This is a genomic window from Polaromonas sp. 39-63-25 (assembly GCF_002278925.1).
Classification (GTDB): Bacteria; Pseudomonadota; Gammaproteobacteria; order Burkholderiales; family Burkholderiaceae_C; genus Polaromonas.
In genome coordinates this window covers 1-16,500 of sequence record NZ_NCJH01000027.1, presented here as the reverse complement: position 1 = coordinate 16,500, position 16,500 = coordinate 1, and the positions used below count along the sequence as shown (strand labels likewise).

At 65.7% G+C, this 16,500-nt stretch carries 18 protein-coding genes; 11 read left to right on the top strand and 7 right to left on the bottom strand.

The annotated features are described in order from the left end of the window. The first annotated feature begins 75 nt into the window (after positions 1-75). Complete coding sequence (locus tag B7X65_RS21450; protein WP_293596281.1) at positions 76-1,035, top strand: LysR family transcriptional regulator; 960 nt, start codon at positions 76-78, stop codon at positions 1,033-1,035. A 356-nt stretch (positions 1,036-1,391) separates the two neighbouring features. On the opposite strand, the gene B7X65_RS21445 is transcribed toward B7X65_RS21450, so the two are convergent. The 3 genes from B7X65_RS21445 to B7X65_RS21435 form a co-directional block, all read right to left on the bottom strand. Next, complete coding sequence (locus B7X65_RS21445) at positions 1,392-1,901, bottom strand: DUF1993 family protein (RefSeq protein ID WP_293596280.1); 510 nt, start codon at positions 1,899-1,901, stop codon at positions 1,392-1,394. 49 nt (positions 1,902-1,950) lie between these two features. Next, positions 1,951-4,080 (bottom strand): adenylate/guanylate cyclase domain-containing protein, encoded by a 2,130-nt coding sequence (locus B7X65_RS21440; protein ID WP_293596279.1) that lies wholly within the window; start codon positions 4,078-4,080, stop codon positions 1,951-1,953. A 113-nt stretch (positions 4,081-4,193) separates the two neighbouring features. Beyond that, positions 4,194-5,123: a DUF808 domain-containing protein gene (locus B7X65_RS21435; protein WP_293596278.1), complete on the bottom strand. Its 930-nt coding sequence runs from the start codon at positions 5,121-5,123 to the stop codon at positions 4,194-4,196. A 103-nt stretch (positions 5,124-5,226) separates the two neighbouring features. Between B7X65_RS21435 and B7X65_RS21430 the strand changes: the two genes are divergently transcribed. Continuing rightward, positions 5,227-5,640 (top strand): DUF2177 family protein, encoded by a 414-nt coding sequence (locus B7X65_RS21430; protein WP_293596277.1) that lies wholly within the window; start codon positions 5,227-5,229, stop codon positions 5,638-5,640. A gap of 96 nt (positions 5,641-5,736) precedes the next feature. Further along, positions 5,737-6,888 (top strand): metallophosphoesterase, encoded by a 1,152-nt coding sequence (locus tag B7X65_RS21425; RefSeq protein WP_293596276.1) that lies wholly within the window; start codon positions 5,737-5,739, stop codon positions 6,886-6,888. Between the two features lie 19 nt (positions 6,889-6,907). On the opposite strand, the gene B7X65_RS21420 is transcribed toward B7X65_RS21425, so the two are convergent. Together B7X65_RS21420 and B7X65_RS21415 are read right to left on the bottom strand one after the other, a co-directional pair. After that, positions 6,908-7,270 (bottom strand): hypothetical protein, encoded by a 363-nt coding sequence (locus tag B7X65_RS21420; RefSeq protein WP_293596275.1) that lies wholly within the window; start codon positions 7,268-7,270, stop codon positions 6,908-6,910. A gap of 198 nt (positions 7,271-7,468) precedes the next feature. Beyond that, a complete protein-coding gene (locus B7X65_RS21415) occupies positions 7,469-8,020 on the bottom strand; it encodes a methylated-DNA--[protein]-cysteine S-methyltransferase (protein WP_293596274.1) in 552 nt (183 codons plus the stop codon). A gap of 263 nt (positions 8,021-8,283) precedes the next feature. Here B7X65_RS21415 and B7X65_RS21410 point away from each other — a divergent pair, with 263 nt between their 5' ends. Beyond that, positions 8,284-8,439, top strand: coding sequence for a hypothetical protein (locus B7X65_RS21410; protein WP_293596273.1), 156 nt, complete (start codon positions 8,284-8,286; stop codon positions 8,437-8,439). 18 nt (positions 8,440-8,457) lie between these two features. On the opposite strand, the gene B7X65_RS21405 is transcribed toward B7X65_RS21410, so the two are convergent. Both B7X65_RS21405 and B7X65_RS21400 read right to left on the bottom strand, forming a co-directional pair. Then, the gene (locus tag B7X65_RS21405) at positions 8,458-8,976 is read right to left on the bottom strand and encodes a GNAT family N-acetyltransferase (RefSeq protein WP_293596272.1); all 519 of its coding nucleotides are present in this window, start codon (positions 8,974-8,976) and stop codon (positions 8,458-8,460) included. Between the two features lie 88 nt (positions 8,977-9,064). Continuing rightward, entirely contained in the window at positions 9,065-9,826 is a 762-nt protein-coding gene (locus tag B7X65_RS21400) for an SDR family oxidoreductase (protein ID WP_293596271.1), read from the bottom strand. A 108-nt stretch (positions 9,827-9,934) separates the two neighbouring features. On the opposite strand from B7X65_RS21400, the gene B7X65_RS21395 reads away from it, so the two are divergent. From B7X65_RS21395 to B7X65_RS21365, 7 genes are all read left to right on the top strand, one after another. After that, positions 9,935-10,231, top strand: coding sequence for a 2Fe-2S iron-sulfur cluster-binding protein (locus B7X65_RS21395; protein ID WP_293596270.1), 297 nt, complete (start codon positions 9,935-9,937; stop codon positions 10,229-10,231). Between the two features lie 146 nt (positions 10,232-10,377). Continuing rightward, positions 10,378-11,457, top strand: coding sequence for a M14 family zinc carboxypeptidase (locus tag B7X65_RS21390; RefSeq protein WP_293596269.1), 1,080 nt, complete (start codon positions 10,378-10,380; stop codon positions 11,455-11,457). Continuing rightward, positions 11,454-12,203: an alpha/beta hydrolase gene (locus B7X65_RS21385; RefSeq protein WP_293596268.1), complete on the top strand. Its 750-nt coding sequence runs from the start codon at positions 11,454-11,456 to the stop codon at positions 12,201-12,203. Before B7X65_RS21390 ends, B7X65_RS21385 begins: the two co-directional genes overlap by 4 nt. A 262-nt stretch (positions 12,204-12,465) precedes the next feature. Continuing rightward, on the top strand, positions 12,466-13,500 hold the full coding sequence (locus tag B7X65_RS21380; RefSeq protein ID WP_293596267.1) for a c-type cytochrome: 1,035 nt from the start codon (positions 12,466-12,468) through the stop codon (positions 13,498-13,500). Positions 13,501-13,764: 264 nt separating this feature from the next. Next, complete coding sequence (locus B7X65_RS21375; RefSeq protein ID WP_293596266.1) at positions 13,765-14,169, top strand: hypothetical protein; 405 nt, start codon at positions 13,765-13,767, stop codon at positions 14,167-14,169. Between the two features lie 153 nt (positions 14,170-14,322). Continuing rightward, positions 14,323-15,012: a c-type cytochrome gene (locus B7X65_RS21370; RefSeq protein WP_293596405.1), complete on the top strand. Its 690-nt coding sequence runs from the start codon at positions 14,323-14,325 to the stop codon at positions 15,010-15,012. After that, entirely contained in the window at positions 15,009-16,286 is a 1,278-nt protein-coding gene (locus tag B7X65_RS21365) for a cytochrome c (RefSeq protein WP_293596265.1), read from the top strand. Before B7X65_RS21370 ends, B7X65_RS21365 begins: the two co-directional genes overlap by 4 nt. Positions 16,287-16,500: the final 214 nt, after the last annotated feature.

The window sequence follows — 16,500 nt, the reverse complement described above, 5'->3', positions numbered from 1 at the left end:
AAATGGAACAATCGGCCCTTAAACGCCCCATGTTTCGGGCTATTCTTCGCAGCCCAGCTCAACAGGACTTCCCGGATGGACAAGTTTTCTGCCATGCAGGCCTTCGTGCGCGTCGTGGAGGCCGGCACGTTTACCAAGGCCGCCGACTCGATGGCCATGCCCAAGGCCACGGTGACGCGGTTGATCCAGACCCTGGAACAGGAGCTGGACACCAAACTGCTCAACCGCACCACCCGCCGGGTGACTGTGACGGCCGATGGCGCGGCCTATTTCGAGCGTGCCGGTCGCCTGCTGAGCGACATGGAAGAGCTGGAATCGAGCATGTCGCGGGCCAAGGCCAGTCCGCGCGGGCGGCTCAAGATCGATGTGCCCTCATCGCTGGGCCTGACCGTGATCATTCCGGCCCTGCCCGACTTCTACGCGCGTTACCCCGACATCCAGCTCGAACTCGGCGTGAGCGACCGGCAAGTCGACATCATTGCGGAGAACGTGGACTGCGTGGTCCGTGGCGGCGAGATCACCGACCAGTCACTGGTCGCCCGGCGGATCGGGGAGTTTTACCTGATGTCCTGTGCCTCGCCGGCCTATCTGAAGCGCCACGGCAGACCGAAACACCCCACGGAACTTGAGAACAACCACAAGCTGATCCGTTATGCCTCGCCACGCAACGGCAAGATGTACAGCTTCGAGTATTACCGCGACGGCGAAACCATCGCGCTGGACGGCCGCCACCTGCTGTCGGTCAATGATTCGCGAGCCGGCGTGGTCGCCGCGCTGGCCGGTCTGGGCGTGCTGCACACAGCGACCTTCCTGGTGCAGGATCACATCAGCAGCGGCGAGCTGGAGCCGCTGTTCACCGAGTGGTGCGGCGGGGCCGTGCCGCTGCATGTGGTGTACCCGCCCAACCGCCACCTGAGCAACAAGGTGCGCGTCTTCGTGGACTGGATCGCCGAGCTGTTTGGCAAACACGACCTGATCCAGCGCAAGAGCACCCTCCCCGTCCGCGCAGTACGCGCGCCAGCCGCCGTGGTGTAGGGCCTGACACCGCAGGCACTGCCGCCCCTGCACGCTGGTCCTACAAGGGACGCGGGTACGTCTTACATGCCGCGCTGCACAAGAGGCCTACATTGGCTGCTTCATTGAAGGAGTCCCCATGGTCCGGCTTGACGCCTCCCGTACTGCGCGCAGCACCCCCCGAAGTCTTCCCGTCACCCCGCAGGCGGACGAAGCCGCTGCGACGCCCCACAAGGGCTGGCCCTTTGCCGAAGGATCGCAAAACCACCTGGATGAAACCTCGGCACCGTGGCCGCGGCCATCGGCCAGGCCGTCTTCTGGCCAGCCCGACCGGCCGTCGCCACAAAAATAAGCGGCCGCCGACTTGGAACAAGGTCTCAGTAGCTGCCGATGTAGTCCTTCTTGCCGATCTCCACACCGCTATGGCGCAGGATGGCATAGGCCGTCGTGGTGTGGAAAAAGAAATGCGGCAAGCCGTAGTTCAGCAGGTAGGACTGGCCGCTGAAAATCTTTTCCTTGGGCGTGCCGGCCTGCGTCACGATCTGGCGCGCTTCGCTGCCGTCGATCTGCGCCGCGCTGAGGCTGTCGATGAACGCCAGGGTTTTGGCAATACGCGCCTGCAGGTCGGCGAAACTTTCTTCCTTGTCCTCAAAACCTGGCACCTCCACACCCGCGATGCGTGCCGACACACTTTTTGCAAAATCGCAGGCCACCTGCACCTGACGGAGCAGGGGAAACATGTCGGGGCAAAGCCGCGCCTGCAGCAAGGCAGCGGGCGTGATATTGCGGGCCGTGCCGTGTGCCTCGGCCTTGGCCAGAACGGCGCTCAGGCTTTCGAGCATCTGTTTGAAAACGGGCACGGAAGCCTGGTACATCGAAAGCGTCATGGTTCAACCCTAAAAAAAGGAAAAAAAAGAAAATTGAATGCGGGGCCGGTCAAACGGCCGGGTCCGGCAAGCCCTGGGACCGGCGTGCTGCCTGCGGCTGGCGGCACAGCGCCGCCATATTGTGGGACAGCGGATCGTCGGGGTACTCGCGCTGGATTTCAGTATAGCGGTGCAGGGCCGTGGCGAAATCGCCCTGGCTGAAGGCCTGGTAGGCATGCTGCGTCAGCACGCACAGGCGGATCTGCTCAGGCGTGGCTTCCAGTTCGGGATCGCCCCCGCGTATGCCGACCAGCTCGTAGATTTCCATGTCGGAGCGCCGGCCCTTGACGGTCACCACATTGATGGGGCGCAGCCACAGATGCTCGCCCGCTTCCTTGAACACCGTCTGGCTGATGCAGACCTGGGTGCCGAACTCCTTGTTCGCGCCTTCGAGCCGCGAGGCGAGGTTCACACCGTCGCCCATCACCGTGTAGCTCATGCGTTCGGCCGAGCCGATGTTGCCGACCAGCACCGAATCGCTGTGGATGCCGATGCGCACATTGAGCGGCCGCAGGCCCTCGAGCACCCACTGCTGGTTGAGCCTGCGCATGCTCGCCTGCACGCGCAGGGCGGCCACACACGCGTGGTAAGCGTGGTTTGTCAAAATGGCGGGCGCGCCCCAGAATGCCATCACGCCGTCGCCGATGAACTTGTCGATGGTGCCCTGCTCGTGGTTGACCGCGCGCGTCACCGCTTCAAGATAGGCCGACACCCGCAGCAGCAGCTCCTGCGCCGGGCTGGTCTCGGCCAGGGTGGAAAAGGATTCGATGTCGGAAAAGAAAATCGTCAGGAAGCGGCTGCTGCCGCCCAGTTCGAGCCGCTGGTTCGAGCTCAGCAACTGCTGTACCAAGCCTTTGGGCACAAAAGCCGAAAACGCGTGGATGGTCGAATCCAGCGTGTTCACCGCGTGGATCAACGAGCTGATTTCCGGTATGCGGGAGTGAATCCGCCGGGAAGGGCTGGAGACAAAGTTCTGCACATCGATCACCTTCTTTTCCAGCTGCTCGATGGGCCTGGCAATCAGCATGGATAAAAAGTAGATCAGCACCACCTGCAAGGCCACCGCGAGCGCGCCGAAAATCAGCACCTTGCGGTTGTTCTCTGTCCACTTGCGCGAGAAATCGGCCAGCGGCGCGATGATCATGACGCGCCAGGCCTTGCCGACCGTGGGCGGGAATTTGGCAAACATCGCCACGTACTCCCTGCCGCTGTGCGCATCGACAAAGGTGAAACGTTCGCTGTCCTTGTCGGGCCGTGACGCCACGGCCAGCGCCGGCAGTTTGCTCGACAGGCGCGACAGGCTGTTTTGCAGCAGCTTGCCGTCCTCGCGCCGGATCGCCTGGCTCGCGTCCGGATGGGCAATGATGCGGTCGTCGTCATCCACAATCAGGCTCAGCGAATTCGGGCTGACCGGCCGCGACGCGAGAAACTTCGACAAGCTGTCCAGCGTGATGTCCGCCGCCACCACACCGGCCACCTTGCCGCCGGCAAAAAAGGGCATGGCAATGGTGATGCCGGGCAGGCCGGTGGTTGCAAAGATGTAGGGGTCGGACACCGAGAGCCGGCGCCCCGCCGCCACCGAGTCCTTGAACCAGGGGCGCACGCGCGGGTCGTAGACGGCCGCCGCCTCGGAACGCCCTACCGGCTGGCCCTGCGCATCAAAAAATACATAACGGTCCTGCGCCGGGCCGGCGGCCTTGCGGTCCAGCCAGCGCGTGGCCAGCCGTGCCTGCGCAGGCAGGGCCTTGTCCTGGATGCGGCCGCCCGTCGGCAGCACCAGGCTCATGCGGAAGGAGCCGTCGTCGAATGCAACATACACGCTGCTCATGTTGCTGCTGTGCGCCAGCATCTCGGTCATGTAGGCGGCAGCCCGCTCCTGGCGGAAAAAATCAGGCTCGGCTTCCCCCAGGCTGGCCGCCACCTTGACCAGCGACTTGATCGGGTCCACCAGTTCGGTCGCGCTGGTGATGGTCTCGAAACGCGCTTTTTCTATCAGCTGGTGGGCGGTGTCGCGCGCGATGCTGTCATTGGTGGCGTAGTTGACCCAGACAGTGGCGATGAACAATGGCAGCGACAGCAGCAGAAACAGCACCACGATGCTGGGCCGCAGGCGCAGCGCAAATTTTCCGGGATAAACCATGATGTGACGTCCTCCTCGCCGCGCGAGCTGGTATTTTTTTATCGGAGGAGGCCCTTGTTGCGCGGCTCCGCCTGCCCGCCTGCATTATGGCGATTGCGGCCGCCCGTTCTCGTTCAGGCCGCGGACCGGCCCCGCATACGCTGGACCAGCGTCACGGCGCCCAGCACCAGCGCACCGGCGACCATGCCCACCAGCGCGTCGGCCAGCAAGGGGGTGACCGCGCCCAACACGCTGCCGGCGCGCGTGGCCAGCGCTTCGATGGCATGGTCCAGCGCAGGAACGCCGTGTGTGAGGATGCCGCCGCCGACCAGAAACATTGCGGCCGTGCCGGCCACTGACAGCGCTTTCATGAGCCAGGGCGCCGTCAGCACAATGCCGCGGCCGAAGCTGCGCCGCAAGCGGGCCGCCCCGCTGTCGCCAGTTTTCTGGCTCAGGTAGAGCCCCGCATCGTCAAGCTTGACGATGCCCGCCACCAGGCCATACACCCCCACGGTCATGACAATTGCAATCCCGCTGAGAACCGTCACCTGGGTGATGAAAGGACTGGCCTGCACCGTGCCCAGCGTGATCGCAATGATTTCGGCCGAGAGGATGAAGTCGGTCCGTATCGCGCCCTTGATCTTGTCCTTTTCGACCGCCACCAGGTCCACCGAGGGGTCGGTCAGCGCCCCCAGCAATTCTTTTTCACGGGCCTCGTCTTCGGCCCGGCTGTGCAGAAATTTGTGCGCCAGCTTCTCGAAACCCTCATAACAGAGGAAGGCGCCGCCGACCATCAACAGCGGCGTGACGGCCCAGGGCGCAAACGCGCTGATGGTCAGCGCCACCGGCACCAGAATCGCCTTGTTCAGGAAAGACCCCTTGGCCACCGCCCACACCACCGGCAGCTCGCGGTCCACTTTCACCCCGGAGACCTGCTGGGCGTTCAGCGCCAGGTCGTCACCGAGCACGCCGGCGGTTTTCTTGGCGGCCACCTTGGTCAGCAGGGCCACATCGTCGAGCACGGTGGCAATGTCGTCAATCAGCGCAAACAGGCTACTGGCCATGGGGGTCTTCCTGAAAAGTGGGCGAACGGAAAAAACATATTGTCGTCCGGGATGTGCCATCACGGTGCCGGCCATCGCAAATCCGCCGAGAATGGCCGCAGCCATGAAAAAAACACTGACCGCCTACCTCGCCGCCCTGCTCTTTCTCGTCGTGGCCGACGGCATCTGGCTCGGGCTGCTGATGCCACAGCAGTACCAGGCGTGGATAGGCCCGCTGATGCGTGCGCAGCCGCTGCTGCTGCCGGCCGCCGCGTTTTACCTGCTTTACCCGGTCGGCGTGGTGGTGTTTGCCGTGCTGCCCGCCCTGGAGCGGTCCAGCTGGGCACATGCGGTCGCCCTGGGTGCGCTGCTGGGCTTGCTGGCGTATGGCACCTATGACCTGAGCAACCTGGCCACCCTGCAGGGCTGGCCGCTGCAGCTGACGCTGGTGGACATGCTCTGGGGCACCGCCTTGACGGCAGCAACTGCCACGGCGGCTTTCTTCGCTGCCCGCGCCCGGGGCGGAGCGCGCGTCTAGGGTCTGCGACTCCTGCGACTCCTGGAACTCCTGGGACTCTTGTATTTGGCCGCTTTGCAGCCAGTTGATGCAAGCGCTCCACTTCCAGGCCTGTCCATGCCGCTTTCGCTGTTGCTGTTCTCTTCCTTTCTGCATGCCTACGTGGGCATCCGACTGGTTCCCGCCCTGGGCGGCTGGCCGGTCGCGCAACTGCTGCTGGGGTTGGTCCTGCTGGCCTCCACGGTGCTGACGCCGCTCGGGTTGACGGCCCGGCGCTTCAAGTCGCAGCCGCTGTCGGACCGCCTGGCCTGGACCGGCCTGCTGGCCATGGGCCTGTTTTCCTCGCTGTTTGTGCTGACGCTGCTGCGCGACGCGGCCCTGCTGGCCGGCCTGGCGGTGCTGGCCGTGGCGCCTGCGGCCTTTTCGCTCGATGCCGCGGCAAGAGGCTCGGCCGCTGCGGTTCCCCTGGCCGGGCTGTTCATGAGCCTGGTCGGATTCGTCAATGCGAGGCGCACGGCCACCGTGGTGCAGGTGGACGTGCCGATCACCGGCCTGCCTGCCGCCCTGCACGGCTTTGCGATCGCGCAGATCAGCGACATCCATGTCGGCCCCACCATCAAGCACGGCTATCTGCAGGCCATCGTGCGCGCGGTCAACACGCTGCAGGTAGACATGGTGGCGGTGACCGGTGACCTGGTCGACGGCACGGTGGCCGAACTGGCCCACCATGTGGCGCCGCTGGCCGGGCTGACGTCCACCCACGGCACCTACTTTGTCACCGGCAACCACGAGTACTACTCGGGCGCACACGCCTGGATTGATGAACTGCAGCGCCTGGGCATCCGGGTGCTGATGAATGAACATGTGGTGTTGCAGCACGGCCAGATGCATGCGCAGCAGGCGCTGGTGCTGGCCGGCGTGGCCGACTACAGTGCCGGGCATTTCGACGCCAGCCACCGCAGCGATCCGCATGCGGCCATGGCCGGCGCACCGGCGCATGCACCGGTGCGCGTGTTGCTGGCGCACCAGCCGCGCAGCGCGCACGAGGCTGAAAAAGCCGGCTTTGACCTGCAGCTGTCGGGCCACACCCATGGCGGGCAATTCTGGCCCTGGAATTTTTTCGTGCGCTTCCAGCAGCCTTTCACCGCCGGACTGCACCGGCTGGAAAAGCTCTGGATCTACACCAGCCGCGGCACCGGCTACTGGGGGCCGCCCAAACGTTTTGGCGCGCCCTCGGAAATCACGCACCTGCGGCTGATTCCTGTGTGAGACCTGCCGGCGCGGCTGATCAGTAGCGGCTGGCGGTCAGCCGACCCAGCACAAAACCGGCCAGCACGGCAAAACCGACGGCCTGCAGGGGATGGTCTTTGATGTAGGCTTTGGAATGGTCGATAGCTTGCAGAGGCGCGTCGCTCAGGCGGTGCGCCTGGTCGCTGAACTTGCCGGCCACCGAGTTGGCGCCGCTAGCCAGTTTGTCCACCGTCTCGTGAGCGGCGCTTGCAGCACGGTCTACGGTGTTGCGGGCAGGTTCTGCCACCTTGTCAATCGTGTGGTGAAGCGTGCTGCCGGCCTGGTCCACACCGCGCATCAGGGCGCTTTCGCTCGACGAAGTGGCGGAACCGGGGTAAGCGCTGGCGGTGGATTTTTCCATGGTGAAGTCCTTTGGTGAATGCGATGCGAATCAGAAAATTCTGCGTGTCCCCAGGTCATGGCGGGGCATGGCCTGGGGCGCACAGTGCACTTTCCCGCATGCAGCGCCCGCACGGTGTGCGGAGGGGGAGGCGCCTGCTGTAGGACAAGGGAGCCAGTGGGCCTGGCCCGCGCTGTCCGGGGTCCGCTGACGGGCGAGTCAGTCGAACAGGCCGGGCGTGCCGCGCATGGCGCCTTCGATGAGCAGCAGCCTGAGCTTGGTGCGGATGCCGCCGCTGGCTGAGAAGCCGCCCGGCTTGTCACCGGCCGCCAGCACGCGGTGGCAAGGCACCACGGGCGCAAAGGGGTTGCGTCCCAGCGCCTGGCCCACCGCACGTGCCGCGCCGGGTTCGCCCAGGCGGGCCGCCACCTCGCCGTAGGTCAGGGTCTGGCCCGGTGCGATGTCGCGCGCCACGGCATACACACGCTGGTGAAACTCGGGCACACCGCGCATGTCGAGCACCAGCGTGCTGAAGTCGTGCGCCTGCCCGCGCAGCATCGCCACCACGCCTGCAACGGCGGCCTGCACGTCGGCGGGCGGCGGCGCCTCCTGCCCGTCGGGAAAACCCTCACGCATGCGATCGCGGGTCTGCTGCGCCCCGCCCTCGGGCAATTGCACACCCTGGATGCCGGCGTCGCCCCAAGCGATGCCGCAGCAGCCGATGGCGGTGTCGAACAATGCGAAAAAAGGGGTGGCGGTGGCGGTGCGCATGGAAGCAGTCATCGTAATACAGCGCGCAGCCCGGTCACGCCGGGCGCCGCCCTGCTGGCCGCACGGCGCTATTCAATGCATAGCAGGTTGCGCAATACAGACAAGGGCTGGAGGCCAAAATCGTGCATAAAAACCAGCCCCAAGCGCTGCGCCGGTGCGCCGCTCTGTCGGCCTGCGCTGACAGGCGAACAAGGTTTTTTCCAAACGCTGGTTGTGGCAAACGGCGCAACATGGGCCTCCACCACAACCCAGCGGAGCACATGATGCCCTCATCGATCGCCAGCGACAGCGGACGCCGTCACCAGGACAGCCCCGAGGAAACCACCGGCCAGGACGACACCGACGACCTGCCGCTGACTCCCGAAGAAGACATGCCGGTGATTCCGGACGACGAACGCGTGATCGACGTGCCGTCCTGAACCCGGCGGCGAGCCGCTTCAGCCCACGTCGCGCTTGAGGCGGATTTCCTCGAGCTTGACGGAACCGATCACCACGGTCTTGAGCGAGGTCATCTCGCGCTTGAAGCCTGCGTGTTCATGAAAACGCAGTGCACGCTCGTTGCGCACCGGCACCCAGATGGTGACCTTGGTGCAGCCTTCTTCCTTGAGGCCGTCATTGGCCGCATCCCACAAGGCCACGCCCACGCCCTTGTCCCAATGCGCCGGGTCCACAAAAATGGCCCAGATCTCGCCGCAGGTGGACGGTGTTCCCTTGTCGCGCGAACGGTCAAAGCCGACAAACCCGATCACACGCTCGCCGTCGGTGGCCACATGCACCTGTGGCTCCATGTATTCGATGGCATCGCGCCAGAACTGCTGGCGCTTGTCCACCGCCAGCGTGCCCAGCTGGTCATCGGGCACCAGCCCCTTGTAGGCGGCGCGGGAAGAGACGTCGTTGATTTCGGCGATGGCTTTGGCATCGCGCACGGTGGCGGGGCGAACTTGGTAGCTGGACATGAAAAAAGACGCGCTGAGGAATCGTTGTTGGGGGACCCGGATTGTCGCAGCAAATACGTCCAGGCCCCCTGCTGCATTCAGATCGCATTCATACCGCGGTCAAGCCACCATCGACCGTGTGGGCATGCCCGGTGACAAAAGAGGCCGCGTCCGAACTGAGCCACAGCACCACGGCCGCCACTTCATCGACCTCGCCCAGGCGCCCGAGCGGGTGCATCTGCGCGGCGGCCACGCCGATCTGCGGATCGGCCGCCACGGCGCGTTCGTACATCGCGGTGCGGATCACGCCGGGGCATACGGCGTTGACGCGTATGCCCTTGCGCGCGTATTCGATCGCTGCCGATTTCGTCAGGCCGAGCACCGCGTGTTTGCTGGCGCTGTAGGCTGCCATCTTGGGCGCGCCGACCAGGCCGGCCACCGAGGCGGTGTTGACGATGGTGCCGCCGCCCTGTTGCTGCATCTGCGCAAGCTGGTACTTCAGGCACAACCACACGCCCTTGACGTTGATGCCCATGATGCGGTCGAAGGTGGCTTCGCTGCTGTCGGCCAGGCGCAGATGTTCTTCCTCGATGCCGGCGTTGTTGAAAGCGCAATCGAGCCGGCCATAAGTGGCCACCGTGTGGGCGACCATGGCCTGCACCTGGTCCGCCTGCGTCACGTCGGTGCGGATGAAACTCGCTTCGCCGCCCGCGGCCCGCACCAGCGCCACCGTCTCCTGGCCGGCATCGGCGGCGATGTCGGCCACAACGACACGGGCGCCGGCCCGCGCAAATGCCAGCGCGGTGGCGCGCCCTATCCCGCCGCCGCCGCCCGTGACGAGGGCGACCTTGTCCTTGAATGATGTTTGCACCTGAGGGTTCCTAAAACGCCAAAAGGGAAAATCATACGGACGGCCACGCCGGAACCTGTCCCGCCTGGGACCGGCCGTCGCCTGCGCGGCAGCGCCTAAACTGGCACCATGCCCGCCACCCCCGACGACCACGCCGTTTTCCAGGCCCGCCTGGAATCTGAGGGCCCGCCCTTCGCTGCGCTCGCCTCGCAGCCCCTGCTGCAGTCGGCACTGCAGGCCGGCATCGTGCTTGAAAGCTCCTGCCGCAACGGCACCTGCCGCAGCTGCATCTGCCGCCTGGCCAGCGGCCGGGTGGTCTACCGCATCGAGTGGCCGGGCCTGAGTGCCGAGGAAAAGGCCGACGGCTACATCCTGCCCTGTGTCGCCTACCCGGTGTCCGACCTGGTGATCACGCGGCCGGTCTGAACGCCGGCCAAAAAAAATGAGCAGAATCGGCCTCCAGCCCAACAAGGGCGGGCGCAAGCAGCTATGTTTTTCATAGCTAACCCAAGCCAGCCACAACCGGTTGCGCCGCACATCGTTTTGTCACACCGCTGTGTCAGGATGGAGACATGGACTTTCTGTGCCCGCCTGCCGGCGGCTTTGACCTCTCCCGTCTGGCGGCCACCCCCGACAGCGCCGCCACCTTTGCCGAACACGAAGAGCTCAAGGCCATCCTGCTGGCCGGCAGCACCCATTTCGACATCCAGGCCGTCGGCGAAATTGCCACCCGCGGCCCGTCTTTCGCGCTGTACACCGCCGGCATCGGTTCGCGCGACCCGCGGGCACCTGCCGTCGGTTTTTTCGGCGGCATCCATGGCCTGGAGCGCATCGGCACCCAGCTGATCCTGGCCTGGATGCGGGCGTTGCTGTTTCGCCTCGAGTGGGACGAGCTGCTGCACCAGCAACTGCGGAAGGTGCGGCTGGTGTTCATGCCCATCGTCAACCCGGGCGGCATGTGGGCGCACAAACGCGCCAACCCGCACGGCGTGGACCTGATGCGCAACGCACCGCAGAGAGCCGAAAGCCGCGTGCCTTTTCTCGCCGGCGGGCAGACCTTCGGCCCGCTGCTGCCCTGGTATTGCGGCCGGCCCGGCGCACCCATGGAAATCGAAAGCGCGGCGCTGTTGAAGCTGGTGCGTGAGCAGCTGGCCAGCCGGCCCTTCAGCCTGGCGCTGGACTGCCATTCGGGTTACGGCTTTGACGACAGCCTCTGGTTTCCCTACGCCAAGACGCGGCGGCTGATGCCGCACCTGCCCGAGATGTTCGCGCTCAAGACCATGCTCGAGCAATCGCACCCGCACCATGACTACAGCTTCGAGCCGCAAAGCAACCAGTACCTGCTGCACGGCGATCTCTGGGACCACGCCTATGACCAGGCGCCGGCCCATCACGTGTTTCTGCCGATGACACTCGAGCTCGGCTCCTGGCTGTGGATACGCAAGAACCCGCGCCAGTTGTTCTCGCGCCACGGCATGTTCAACCCGATCAAGGCGCACCGCGTCAAGCGGGTGCTGCGCCGCCATGCCGACCTGCTGGACTTCCTCACACGCGCCGCCTACGCCGCACCGGGCTGGCTGCCCGCGGGCGAGCGGCGCGCGCAGCTCGCCCAACTGGCGGTGGCGCACTGGCGCCCAAGGCGGGCGCCATGAGCTGGGTCCTGTTGCGCGGCCTGACCCGCGAGGCGAGGCATTGGGGCAACTTGCCGCAGCAACTGGCCCGCCTCCCGGACGCCGGCCGGGTCGTGACGCTGGACCTGGCTGGCAACGGCGTGTTTCACCGCCAGGCGTCGCCGGCCTCGGTGCGCGACATCATGACGCTGGCACGCCGCCAGCTGCAGGCGCAGGGCGTTGCGCCCCCCTGGAAGCTGCTGGCGATGTCGCTGGGCGGCATGGTGGCAACCGACTGGGCGCAGCAGCATCCGCAAGAGGTCAGCCGGCTGGTTCTCATCAACACCAGCATGCGGCCCTTCAACCCGCTGACGCAGCGCCTGCGGCCGACTTGTTGGCCGCAACTGCTGCGCATCGCCGCGCAATGGAAGAATGCAGCGGGCGTGGAGCACTGCATCCACCGACTGACCTGCGCGAACACAGACACCCTGCAAACCGATGTTGCCCTATGGGAACATATCCGCCGCAGCGCGCCGGTCAGCAGCGCCAACGCCCTTCGCCAGTTGCTGGCTGCGGCGCGCTTTCAGGCGCTGCCGTTCGCACCAGCCTGTCCGGTGCTGCTGCTGTCGTCGAGGGCCGACCAGCTGGTAGACCCGGCCTGCTCGGCCACCTTGGCCGCCGCCTGGGGCGCCCATCATGGCCAGCACCCTTGGGCCGGCCACGACCTGTGCCACGACGACCCGCTATGGACCCACCAAACCATGGCGGACTGGCTGATCCCTAGCTAGCGCGCCGGCGGGGACCCCTGCAGGGCGCGCGTAGGCTTTAGAGGGACACGGAAATGCTACTTTTTCAATAGCATGCAGCGCCCGTTTGGCCTGGGGAAACGACCATTTTTATACAAACAAAACACGCCCGCGCAGGCTCCCCGCCGGTTTTGCCAATCTTGTAACCAGATCGGGCCATGTTGCGCTAGCGCATGGTGAGGCAGCACGGTGGGGGCATACGATTGTCGAATCAGTTTTACAGATCATTTTTTTGGAGATTGCATTGAAACGCGTTAACAAACTCTTCACAGCACTGGCCCTCACTGCCATCAGCGTCGGCATGAGTTCGCTCGCTGTTGCGCAAAATCCACCCACTGACACTGGCATGGGCGCTGCCGCGCCTGCCTCAGCGGCTTCCCCGCCCGGCGCAAAAGACTGGAAAGCGCCCGACATCACGAAATTGCCGGACGACAAGTACGGCCAGTCGGTGCGCCAGGGCAAGCTGCTGATGGAGGAAACCTACAAGCACATCGGACCTGAAGTCAAGGATGTGAAAAAGCGCTATGCCGGCAATAACCTGGCCTGCACTTCGTGCCACATGGAAGCCGGCGGGCGAAAGTTCGGCAACCCGTGGATCGGCACCTTTGCCAGCTTTCCCCAGTACCGCGGGCGCGAAGACGCGGTTTCGACCAGCGAGGAGCGCATCAACGGCTGCATGGAGCGCAGCATGAACGGGAAAAAACTGCCGCTGGACAGCGAAGAAATGAAAGCCATGATGGCCTATCTGCATTTTCTGTCGACCGGTATTCCAGTGGGCTCCAAACTTGAGGGCGGTGGCACGCTCAAACTCAAAACCCTGGCGCGCGCTGCCGACCCTGTGGCCGGAAAACAGGTTTACGCGAACACCTGCGTGGCTTGCCATGGCGACAAGGGCCAGGGCGTGCGCCGCGGCAAGGCGGGCGATGCCAACGGTTACCTGTTTCCGCCGCTCTGGGGCCCCGACAGCTACAACAACGGCGCCGGCATGGGCCGGATCACCTTGGCCGCAGGCTTCATCAAGGGCAATATGCCCAGCGGTATCACGCACCTGAACGCGGTGTTGACCGATGAGCAGGCCTTTGATGTGGCCGCGTTCATCAACAGCCAGCCACGGCCGGTCAAGCGCGATCTTGAAAAGGATTTCCCGGCACGCAAGAACAAGCCGGTCGATGCGGCCTTTCCGCCCTACACGCCGGGCTTTTCGGCCGAGCAACACAAGTTCGGTCCGTGGCAGCCGATTCAGGAGGCGCGAGCCAAAGGGATTTATCCGTTGAAATAGCGCAACGCATGGCGTTGACGCAACGCCGCGGGACAGTCCTGCCGCATGGCAGCGCCGGCGGAGTCTGCCAGCAGCTTGCCCGCTGGCTGGCAGGTCCATGACATTGCTCCTCCTTTCATAGCAGCCCGCGCTTTTGCGATAAGCGCTGGCGTCGCCCTGGCCGTCAAAGCGCACAGGCGTGACACAGGGTCTTGCAGGCGCCGGCCAGCAGGCCCCGGACAAGTCAGGGAAAATTCAGCTTTGCCTGCCAAGCTCAGCACTTCCATGAAGACGCCAACCGCAACCGTTCAAGCCCAGGAGACCGCAGCACCCGCTGCCGGGTCGATTCACGTCGCACCCACACGGGACAAGCGCATCTGGGCGCTGGCGCTCGGCACGGCGGCGGTCTGGTACCTGGACCCGGCTTTGGCAGAGATGGCCGAACTGGTGGGCGGCATCGCCTGCGCGACCAACAAGTCGCTGGTCAGGGACGATATCTCGGACATGCGCCTCAAGGCCGACGCCATGCGCCAGCAGGTCGGGCCGCTGCCGGCCAGCGCCTTGGCCAAGGTGGTCAGACGCACCGAGGCGGCCAGCGGCGCCGTGCTCGACAAAGGTGCGCGCATGAAAGAGCTGCAGGCCAGCTGGGACCACTTCCTGGCCTGCCTGCGCAGCAGCCCCAAACGCTAACCTACCCGCAGGGACCGCCCGCTGCCGCTGCGCTGACTTATCACCATCGGCAACGCGTCTGGGACCGGCGCCCCTGCTCCAAGGCATGATGCCTCCGTGAAAACATTTTTATTCCTTCCTTCCACCGCGCTGACCCACCTGCTGGCCGCGGCCATCTGGCTGCTTGCCGGGACGGCGGGCGCCGCGCCTTTTGAAAACACCATCGCCCAACGCACCATGGCCTGCACCGCCTGTCACGGCGCCCAGGGGCGCGCCGGCCCCGACGGTTATTACCCGCGCCTGGCCGGCAAGCCCGCCGGCTACCTGTACAACCAGCTGCTGAACTTCCGCGACGGCCGGCGCCACTACGCGCTGATGACACAGCTGGTCGATCCCCTGACCGACGACTACCTGATGGAAATTGCGCGCTACTTTTCGGCCCTCGACCTGCCCTATCCGCCCCCGGCCGCGCCGGCTGCTGCGCCTGACGTGTTGCGGCGCGGCAAGGCGCTCGTTTTGCAAGGGGACCCCGGGCGGCGCCTGCCGGCCTGCGTGTCCTGCCATGGCCAGGCCATGACCGGGGTCGCCCCCCATGTTCCCGGCCTGCTGGGGCTGCCGCGCGATTACCTGAACGCCCAGCTCGGCGCCTGGCGCACCGGGCAGCGGCGCGCCCACGCGCCGGACTGCATGGCCAACATCGTCGGCCAGATGAACGACGCAGACATCCATGCCGCCACCAGCTGGTTGGCGGCCCAGCCCCTGCCGGCCAGCAGCAAACCGGCGGCAACCCTGCCGGCCGCGCCCGCCGGCCAGGTGGTGCCGGCGTGCGGCAGCGCCGTCGCACCGCGGGGCACCCGGCCATGAAACGGCTGATCATCTGGATCCTGGTCAGCGTCGCAGCGGCGCTGGCACTGGCCGCCCTCGTCTGGCTGCTCAACGTGCGCGATGAACCCAACGTCACGACGCCCGTGGCCACCGCGGCCGCGCTGCCGGCACGGATAGCACGTGGCGCCTACCTCGCGCGCGCAGGCAACTGCATGAGTTGCCACACCACACGCGGCGGCACGCCGTACGCCGGTGGCCGCGGCATAGACACACCGTTCGGCACCGTTTTTTCGAGCAACCTGACACCCGACCGCAGCACCGGCATTGGCCAGTGGTCGCCCACCCATTTCTGGCGTGCCATGCACAATGGCCGCTCCCGGGACGGCCGCCTGCTTTACCCGGCCTTCCCCTACACCAACTACACCGAAATCACGCGCGAAGACTCGGACGCGCTCTACGCCTACCTGCACAGCCTGCCGCCGGCCACGCAGCCCAACACGCCCCATAGCCTGCGCTGGCCCTTCAGCACGCAGGCCGCGCTGGCGGTCTGGCGTGCGCTGTACTTCAGCCCGGCGCGTTACGCGCCCGATGCCCAACAGACGGCCGAGTGGAACCGCGGCGCCTACCTGGTGCGCGGCCTGGGCCACTGCAGCGCCTGCCACAGCACGCGTAATGCGCTGGGCGCCACCAACACCCCGCTGGACCTGGCCGGCGGCCTGATCCCGATGCAGAACTGGTACGCGCCCTCGCTGACCTCGGCGTCGGAGGCCGGCGTGGCCGACTGGACGCCGGAACACATTGCGGCCCTGCTCAAGACCGGCGTGTCGCCGCGCGGCTCGGTGCTCGGTCCCATGGCCGAGGTGGTGCTGCACAGCACCCAGCACATGAGCGATCAGGACCTGGCGGCCATGGCCGTGTTCCTGAAGTCGCTGCCGCCTGCGCCGGTGGCCCGCACTTCCACCGCAGCGGCAGCCCGCCTGCCGGCTGCCGGCGCCAAGCTGTACGAGCAGCACTGCGCGCAGTGCCACGGCGATCAGGGCCAGGGCGTGCCGGGCGCCTACCCGCCGCTGGCCGGCAACCGGGCCGTGACCATGGACTCCACCGCCAACCTCGTGCAGATCGTGCTCAACGGCGGTTACGCCCCGGCCACAGCCGGCAACCCGCGTCCCTTCGGCATGCCCCCGTTTGTATTGGTACTCGACGACACCGAACTGGCCGAGCTGCTGACGTACCTGCGCAGCGCCTGGGGCCACCAGGCGAGCGCGGTGACGCCTACCGAGATCAATCGCATGCGGGGGGAAAATCAGCGGTGAAGGTTGGCTGCCTTTTATGTCTGCTTGATCTGGGGTAGTGCCGCCAGCTAGCCGGGTCTCGCCCCGGCGGGCGACTTACTTTTCTTTGCTTCGCCAAAGAAACCTAAGGAAAAGAAAGGCGACCCGATGGTCTGGGTCCCCTGCGCTGCGCTCCGGGGCAGCCTGCGGTGCTCGACAAAAGCGGGGTCTCGCTCGAACTCGCCTTCGGCTCAGA